General features: G+C 62.8%; 8 protein-coding genes. 2 read left to right on the top strand and 6 right to left on the bottom strand.

Annotated elements, in window-relative coordinates:
• Positions 1 to 56: 56 nt before the first annotated feature.
• Complete coding sequence (locus FJ960_RS05360) at positions 57 to 1,229, bottom strand: M20 aminoacylase family protein (RefSeq protein ID WP_140712332.1); 1,173 nt, start codon at positions 1,227 to 1,229, stop codon at positions 57 to 59.
• Between the two features lie 274 nt (positions 1,230 to 1,503).
• Here FJ960_RS05360 and FJ960_RS05355 point away from each other — a divergent pair, with 274 nt between their 5' ends.
• Both FJ960_RS05355 and FJ960_RS05350 read left to right on the top strand, forming a co-directional pair.
• Positions 1,504 to 2,670 (top strand): D-alanyl-D-alanine carboxypeptidase family protein, encoded by a 1,167-nt coding sequence (locus tag FJ960_RS05355; RefSeq protein WP_140712330.1) that lies wholly within the window; start codon positions 1,504 to 1,506, stop codon positions 2,668 to 2,670.
• 62 nt (positions 2,671 to 2,732) lie between these two features.
• On the top strand, positions 2,733 to 3,830 hold the full coding sequence (locus FJ960_RS05350; RefSeq protein ID WP_140712328.1) for a GTP-binding protein: 1,098 nt from the start codon (positions 2,733 to 2,735) through the stop codon (positions 3,828 to 3,830).
• A 3-nt stretch (positions 3,831 to 3,833) separates the two neighbouring features.
• On the opposite strand, the gene FJ960_RS05345 is transcribed toward FJ960_RS05350, so the two are convergent.
• From FJ960_RS05345 to FJ960_RS05325, 5 genes are all read right to left on the bottom strand, one after another.
• Positions 3,834 to 4,082 (bottom strand): sulfurtransferase TusA family protein, encoded by a 249-nt coding sequence (locus FJ960_RS05345; RefSeq protein ID WP_140712326.1) that lies wholly within the window; start codon positions 4,080 to 4,082, stop codon positions 3,834 to 3,836.
• A gap of 51 nt (positions 4,083 to 4,133) precedes the next feature.
• The gene (locus FJ960_RS05340; protein WP_140712324.1) at positions 4,134 to 5,453 is read right to left on the bottom strand and encodes a murein L,D-transpeptidase family protein; all 1,320 of its coding nucleotides are present in this window, start codon (positions 5,451 to 5,453) and stop codon (positions 4,134 to 4,136) included.
• A 240-nt stretch (positions 5,454 to 5,693) separates the two neighbouring features.
• Positions 5,694 to 6,644: an acetyl-CoA carboxylase carboxyltransferase subunit alpha gene (locus FJ960_RS05335; RefSeq protein WP_140503360.1), complete on the bottom strand. Its 951-nt coding sequence runs from the start codon at positions 6,642 to 6,644 to the stop codon at positions 5,694 to 5,696.
• Positions 6,645 to 6,741: 97 nt separating this feature from the next.
• Positions 6,742 to 7,659 carry a site-specific tyrosine recombinase XerD gene (locus FJ960_RS05330; protein ID WP_140712322.1) on the bottom strand — a complete coding sequence of 306 codons (918 nt, stop codon included), beginning with the start codon at positions 7,657 to 7,659 and terminating at the stop codon, positions 6,742 to 6,744.
• A 35-nt stretch (positions 7,660 to 7,694) separates the two neighbouring features.
• Positions 7,695 to 7,847: a hypothetical protein gene (locus FJ960_RS05325; protein ID WP_027143533.1), complete on the bottom strand. Its 153-nt coding sequence runs from the start codon at positions 7,845 to 7,847 to the stop codon at positions 7,695 to 7,697.
• Positions 7,848 to 8,025: the final 178 nt, after the last annotated feature.

Below are 8,025 nucleotides of genomic sequence, written 5' to 3'. Positions count from 1 at the left end.
TCCAGCCAGCATCTTGAATCACAAATCCGACCGACCGGGAATCCCTTCCGATTCAATCAAGCGATGAAACGCTCTAGCGCCGTCTCCGCCAGTTTCACCCAATAGCTCATGCCGTGCGGGATGGCTTCGTCGTTGAAGTCATAAGCCGGGTTGTGAAGACCGGCGGTCTCGCCATTGCCGATGAAGATGAAGGCGCCGGGCCGGGCTTCCAGCATGTAGGAGAAATCCTCGCCGCCCATCACCGGCTGGATCGCGCGGTGCACCTGGGCATCGCCCGCCACGTCGGCGGCCACATCGCTGGCGAAGACCGTCTCATCCGCATGGTTGAATGTCACGGGGTAGTTCGCGTCGTAGTCGACTTCGATCGTCGCGCCATAGGCGGTAGCCAGCCCCGCGCAGATCGCCCGGATACGCTCTTCCGATTTCTTGGCCACTTCCTTCTTCAGCGTGCGTACGGTGCCGGCGATCTCGGCCGATTCCGGAATAATGTTGTAAGCGTCGCCCGCGTGGAACTTGGTCACCGACACCACCACGGCCTCGACCGGATCGGTGCTGCGCGAAGCGATCGTCTGCAGGGCGCCGACCAGCTGGCTGGCGATGACGATCGGGTCGATCGTGCCGTGCGGCATCGCCGCATGGCCGCCTTTGCCTTTCACGGTGATGGTGAATTCGGCCGTCGCCGCCATGATCGGGCCTGGACGGATGGCGAACTGGCCGACCGGCAGGCCGGGCATGTTGTGCATGCCGAACACTTTCGCGATAGCGAAGCGCTCCATCATGCCGTCCTTGACCATCTCGTTGCCGCCGCCGCCGCCTTCCTCCGCCGGCTGGAAGATCACCGCAACGGAGCCGGTGAAATTGCGCGTCTCGGCGAGATATTTCGCCGCGCCGAGCAACATCGCGGTGTGGCCGTCATGGCCGCAGGCATGCATCTTGCCGGGAATGGTCGACGCGTAGGGCTTGCCGGTGATCTCCTTGAGCGGCAGTGCATCCATATCGGCGCGCAAACCGATCGTGGGGCCTTCCCCCTGACGGCCGCGAATGATGCCGACGACGCCCGTCTTGCCGAGCCCGGTCACCACATCGTCGCAGCCAAACTCTTTCAGCTTTTCGGTGACGAAGGCCGCGGTCTTGAAGACATCGAAGTTCAGCTCTGGCGTCTGGTGCAGATGCTGTCGCCAGCCGGCGACTTCGTCCTGCATTTCGGCGGCGCGGTTCAGGATTGGCATGGTGGTTCCATTTCGTTGTTGGTGCAGCCGGCTTCAGCCTGAGGTTTTGCAAATGGGCCGGTGCTTTGCAATTGTGCCGCAGGCTTTGCAATTGTGCCCCGGGCTTTGCAATTGTGATTGTCAGGCGCTTTGCCATGTTGGCGTCACATAGGGTAAATAGCACCGCAATAATGCGGTCCGGTTTTTGAGGGTCGGATCCTTATGCTGGCGGTCACGTAACGAAATCTTACGGAGCCAGGGGCAATCAGGGCAAGAGGCGATTTCGGATTCGATCATGCGGCACAGGCATTTCCTCAAACTATTCCCGGCTGGCGCAATCATGCTGTCGGTTCTGGCCGGGTCGGCGCTGGCCAATCCGGTGGTGGTCTTCGACCTGAAGAGCGGCCAGATCCTGCAGCACCAGGATGCGTTCAAGCGCTGGTATCCGGCCTCGCTCAGCAAACTGATGACCGCCTATGTGACCTTCCGGGCGATCGCGGCCGGAGAAGTCCAGCTCGATTCGCCGATCAAGGTGACCAAACATTCCGCCGGCGAACCGCCAAGCAAGATGGGTTTCAAGCCGGGCTCGGTGATGCGGCTCGACAATGCGCTGAAGATGATGCTGGTCAAGTCGGCCAACGACATCGCCATGGCGGTCGGCGAGAATGTCGGCGGCTCGCAGGCCGCTTTCGCCGAAAGGATGAACGCCGAGGCGGCCCGGCTCGGCATGAACGGCACCCATTTCGTCAACCCGAACGGCCTTTACTCGCCCGACCAGTACACGACGGCGCGCGACCTTTCGATCCTGGTGATGGCGATCCGCCGCGAGTTTCCGCAATATGCGCCGTGGTTCTCGATCGAGGGGCTCGCGGTCGGCAAGAAGGCGATTCCGAACTACAATCTGCTGATCGGCCGGTATCCCGGCGCCGACGGCATGAAGACCGGTTTTGTCTGCCCGTCGGGCTTCAACATGATCGGGTCGGCGACCCGCAACGGACGCACGCTGGTGGCGGTCGTGCTTGGCGAGAAGTCGGCGGTCAGCCGTGCCGAAGCCGCTGCCAAATTGCTCGATCAGGGCTTTGACGCGCCTGCCGCCGGGTCCACCACCGTCACCACGCTCGCGCCTTACGGTGATCTGATCTCGCCCAACGACATGCATGACGAGGTCTGCAAGAAGAAGACGAAGGCGGAGCAGTCCGAGGCGCCGCCGCCGGCCGCCGCCAAGGACCGGCCTAAGTCGCCTTATCGGGAGAAGCTCGATCATGTGCCGACACTGGTTGCAGTCGGCCTTGGCGGCGCCACGGGTCCGGCGCCGAAAGCAATCCTCGACGAGGGCGCGCAGGAATATGCCGATGTGCCGATCCCGACCTGGCGGCCCGACAAGCCGGTACCCGCCGGCACGGGCCCGAAAATCGCGGGTGCCGCCGCGCAAGGCGACCAGTCGGCCAAGGTCGCGAATTAGAGCATAATCCAAAAAATCCGGTTTTCGCTGGAGATCATGCTCAAATCAAAAGGCAGAATCAGATGAACGGTTTCCCGATCCCCGTCTCGGTGCTGACCGGCTTCCTCGGCGCCGGCAAGACCACGCTGCTCAACCGGCTCCTGAAGGATCCGGCGCTGGCCGACACCGCGGTCATCATCAACGAGTATGGCGAGGTGGCGATCGACCATCTGCTGGTCGAGCAGGCCTCCGACGGCATCATCCAGCTTTCCGACGGCTGCCTGTGTTGCACGGTGCGCGGCGAACTTGTCGACACGCTGGCCGACCTGGTCGATCGGCTGCAGACCGGCCGCATCGCCCGCCTTGCCCGCGTCATCGTCGAGACCACGGGGCTGGCCGACCCGGCACCGGTGCTGCAGTCGATCATGGGCCATCCGGCCCTGGTCCAGGCTTTTCGGCTCGATGGCGTCATCACCCTGGTCGATGCGGTCAACGGCGATGCGACACTCGATGCGCATGTCGAGGCGGTCAAGCAGGTCGCGGTCGCTGACCGCATCGTGCTCTCCAAGGCCGATCTGGTCGCCGATCCCGGCGATCTCGAAACGCTGCGGGCGCGCCTGCGGCAGATCAATCCCGGGGCTCGACTGCTTGATGTCGGGGAGACGAAAGCCGGTGTGGCGGTGCTGTTCGACTGCGGCCTCTACAACCCGGCCACCAAGTCCGCCGACGTGCGGCGCTGGCTCGGCGAAGAGGTCGCGCATGATCACGACCATGATGGCCACCATGATCATCATGATCATGCCCATCGCCACGACCAGCGCGTAAAAACCCATTCGCTGGTGCATGACGGGCCGGTGCCGTTTTCAGCCATCGAGATGTTCCTCGATCTCCTGCGTTCCACACATGGCGAGCACCTGCTGCGGATGAAGGGCGTCATCGAACTGCAGGAGGACCCATCGCGGCCGCTGGTCGTGCATGGCGTGCAGAAGATCCTGCATCCGCCGGTGCGGCTGCCATCCTGGCCGGACAGCCAGCGCGGCACGCGTCTGGTGCTGATTACGCTCGACATGCCGGAAGACTATGTGCGCCGGCTGTTCGCTGCCTTCACCAACCGGCCGTCGGTCGACACGCCCGACCGCGCGGCGCTGGAACACAATCCGCTGGCGATCGCCGGACGTTGAGTCTTACGGGCGCTGTTCGCCACATTCGACCAGAAAGCGATGGCCATCGGGCATCGCCGCTGTCTCGATCAATTGGTGACCGCTGTCGGCGCAGAATGCCGGAATGTCGATGACGGCCAGCGGGTCGGTGGTCTCCAGCCAGAGCCTGCTGCCGGGCTGCATACCGGCCAGGCGTTTTTTCGCCTTCAGTGCGGGCAAGGGGCAGTTCAGCCCCTTCAGGTCATAGACCGCGGCTTGTTCTAAGTCACGCATATCGTTGACCCAAAACCGCTACGCACTTTTGGTCGACATGCATTGGCCAATTCAGCCGCCGAACATGCCGAGCAGCTTGTTCTTCAGCTTCGTCACGCGGCTCTCATCGGCACTTGCAGCCTGCGTCTCGGCCGCAGGTGCGGCCTCGGTTGGGGCAGCGATGGTCGCGGTGGCGACGGGAGCTTCCTTGGCGGCCTTGGCCGCTTCCTTTGCAGCCACAGCTTGCGCCTTGGCTGCTTCCTTTTCAGCCAACGCCTGTGCCTTGGCTTGCTTGGCGGCCTCGATGGCCGCCAGCCTCTGCTCCTCCGCCTTCTGCTTGGCTGCCTTCTCGGCGTCGAGCGCGGCCATCTTGCGGCCGGCGGGCGAATCGATGCGGCCCATGCGCGCCGTCTCGGTCACCGAACCGTCGGTGTTGAGCGACGGCGGATCGATCGGCACGCGCTCGCCACGAGCCCGGCGCTTCGACCAGTCGGAGACGATGCTGGCTTCCTTGATGCCGGCAATCGTCGGCTTGGGTGGCGGCACGCTGGCCTTGAGCGCGCTGTTGAAGGCCACGTCATAGGTGCTTTGATAGGCGTTGTAGGCGCTCTTCAGCGAATCCGGCTGCGTGGTCGCCGGGCAGGGGCCGGTCGGATTGAAGGTCTGCCCATCGGCGGCCACCTGGTTGAAGACGTAGCGTTTATCGCAGACGTCGACCTTCGGCGGCACCTTGGTGACCTCGAAATTGTCGTAGCCGACCTTGAGCATCTTCCAGAATTCGTAATTCGGGTCGCTGCGGTAGCGCGCCATATTGGCCGCGGTCATGCGGAACGGAAAAGCCTGGATCTGGAACTCGGTCTGCCCGCCTTGGAAGGCGTCACGACCGAAGGCGTAGATCTGCTCGATCTGTGCGTCGGTCATCGAATAGCAGCCCGATGACGAGCAGGCGCCATGAACCATCAGATTCTGCCCGGTGCGGCCATTGGCACGATCATAGGCGTTGGGAAAGCCGATGTTGAACGACAAATGGTAGTTCGAGCGCGGATTCATCTGCGACGGGCGAACCGTGTAAAAACCTTCCGGCGCCTGGCGGTCGCCTTCTGTGTATTTCGGTCCGAGCTTGCCCGACCATTTGCAGATGTCATAGCTCGCCACCATGTCGTAGCGGCCGTTGGTCTTGGCCTTCCAGATCTCGAGCTTGCCTTCTTCCTTGAAGATGCGCGCCATCACCGAGGAGGTGCGGACCATACCCTTGGCTCTCATGTCGGCAAGGATCTTGTCGGGCAGCGGCTTGTTGGCTTCCGGGGCAAAGTCCTTCATCGACGAATCATTGCAGCCCGCGACGGCTATCGAGGCGGCAAGGACTCCAGTACGTGCAAGCTTGGCAAACATGGGCAAGGCTATGTCTTTTTTCTCGGGCCAATGGCTTCGAAACGGCCAAACCCGCATGCTGAACACCGACGGACCGTAAGCCCGTTAACCTTGAAAATTCCTTACCGCAAGGCTCGGCCAATCTCACGGTGATTTCATTGAACCGAATGGGGCGGCATTTTTGTGGCGAAATTGCTCATCGCCGCCACATTGCCAAGGACAGGGAGCTTCCGCCATCCGTGTTCCGCCGCCCAAGAGGCGTCAGAGGCTGCGGCCCATCGCCAGATACTTCTCGCGGCGCTGTTCGCGGAAATCGGTGTTGGCGCCGGCAAATTCCTTCATCGTCTTGGCGATGAGATCGCCGGTCGCGGCAATCACCGTTTCGGGCGCGCGCTGGGCACCTCCCATCGGCTCGGGGATGATGGCGTCGATGATCTTCAGTTCCAGCAGGTCCTGGGCGGTGATCTTCATGTTGGTCGCCGCGTCCTTGGAGCGGGTCGTGTCGCGCCACAGGATGGAAGCGGCGCCTTCAGGCGAAATCACCGAATAGATGGCGTGTTCCAGCATGTAGACGCGGTTGGCGGTGGCGATCGCGATGGCGCCGCCCGAACCGCCTTCGCCGATGATCACCGAGATGGACGGCACTTTCAGGCCAAGGCAGGCCGAGGTCGACCGGGCTATGGCTTCGGCCTGGCCGCGCTCCTCGGCGCCGACGCCGGGATAGGCGCCGGCCGTGTCGACCAGCGTCAGCAGCGGGATATTGAAGCGATCGGCAAGCTCCATCAGCCGCACCGCCTTGCGATAGCCTTCGGGGCGTACCGAGCCGAAATTGTGCTTCAGGCGGCTCGCCGTGTCCGAACCCTTTTCCTGGCCGAGAATTGCGATGGGTTCGCCGCGAAAACGGGCAAAGCCGCCGACGATCGCCTGGTCCTCGCCGAAATTGCGGTCACCGGCGAGCGGCGTGAAGTCGCTGAACAGGCTCTTGATGTAGTCGACGCAGTGCGGCCGGTCGGAGTGGCGCGCCACCTGCACCTTCTGCCATGGCGTCAGCGCCTTGTAGAGTTCGCGCAGCGCATCGCGCGAGCGCTTCTCGAGCCTGGTGATCTCATCGGCGACATCGACCGCCTCGCCGTTCTCGGCAAGCTTCTTCAGCTCGAGGATCTTGAGCTCAAGATCCTGCACCGGCTTTTCGAAATCGAGGTAGTTGTACATGGTTGGGCGGACCGATGCGTCGGAAGGCAAGACTGCGGAACCATTGAAACCAAGGCTCCGGGCGGTGAAATGTCGTCCTCACATAGCGATATGAGGTCTAGTCGGCAAGCGGATGATGATCGTTGACCAGCCGCACCAGCCGCTCCTCCAGCACATGAGTGTAAATCTGTGTCGTCGATATGTCGGCATGGCCGAGCAGTTGCTGCACGGCCCTGAGATCGGCGCCGTTCTGCAAGAGGTGGCTGGCGAAAGCATGGCGCAGCACGTGCGGTGAGATCTTGGCCGAGGCAATGCCGGCGCGCGCCGCCAATCCTTTCAGATCACGGGCAAAGACCTGGCGCGAGAGATAGCCGCTGTCGGATGCCGCCGGAAACAGGAACGGGCTGTCGGCGAAGGCGGGCAGCTTGGCCCGAGCGCCAAGCCAGCTCCGCATCGCCGCGCGCGCCTTGGCCGACAGCGGCACCATGCGTTCCTTGTCGCCCTTGCCGCGCACCATGAAGAAACGGTCGTCGCGTTGCGCCACCGTCACCGGCAGGCCGACCAGCTCGGAAACGCGCAGACCCGTGGCGTAGAGCACTTCGACCAGCGCATGCAGGCGCAGCGCCGCTAGCCTGTCGGCGTGGGCGAGCCCGGCATCGCCGGCTTCGTGCGCGGCGCGGTCGATCAGCCGGCCGGTTTCGGCCTCGCTCATCGTCTTGGGCAGCGGGCGGCTCTTTTTCGGGCTGTCCAGCGTGCCGGTCGGGTCGTCGCCGCGCAGACCTTCGGCATAGAGGAACCTGAAGAATTGGCGGATCGCCGACAGTTTGCGCGCCTGCGAGGTCGGCGCGAAGCCGCGCGCGGCAACGTCGTCGAGATAGGCCCTGATATCGGCGGCACCTGCGCGGGCAAGTCCGCCATCGATCCCGTCGGAAGCATCCTCCAGATCGCGGCGATAGGAGGAAAGCGTATTCTCGGCCGCCCCCCGCTCGGCACTCATCATTTCCAGGAAGGCCTCGATGCGGGCGGCGCTGTTCATTTCCTTGAGGCGGTTCCGAGTCAGTTTTTTGGGATTCAGTTTTTCTTAGGATTGAGCTTTTCCGGCGGAATACGCACGCTCATTTCCGCTTTTTTCGGCTCGACGAACATCACCAGCGCGAACATCGTACCATAGGCAATGCCGGTCAGAATCGCGAGGGTCACGACAAAGCGAAACAGTGTCGGCATCAATTCTCGCCCGTCTTTTTGTTCTGCGTTTCCAAACCCTGTGCCCTTATGGGACGCCAATCCGACCAATTCAAGGAAGAAGCGGGGCCCTGTTAGCAACTTCTGATGCGAGCGTCGCCCTGTCCATATCAGCCCAAGGCACTCGGCACGCTTGACGCAAACCGGCTTTTCATGTCGA

The sequence above is a fragment of the Mesorhizobium sp. B2-3-11 genome (genome assembly GCF_006442215.1).
Lineage (GTDB): Bacteria > Pseudomonadota > Alphaproteobacteria > Rhizobiales > Rhizobiaceae > Mesorhizobium > Mesorhizobium salmacidum.
This window is presented reverse-complemented; position numbering and strand designations above follow the sequence as displayed.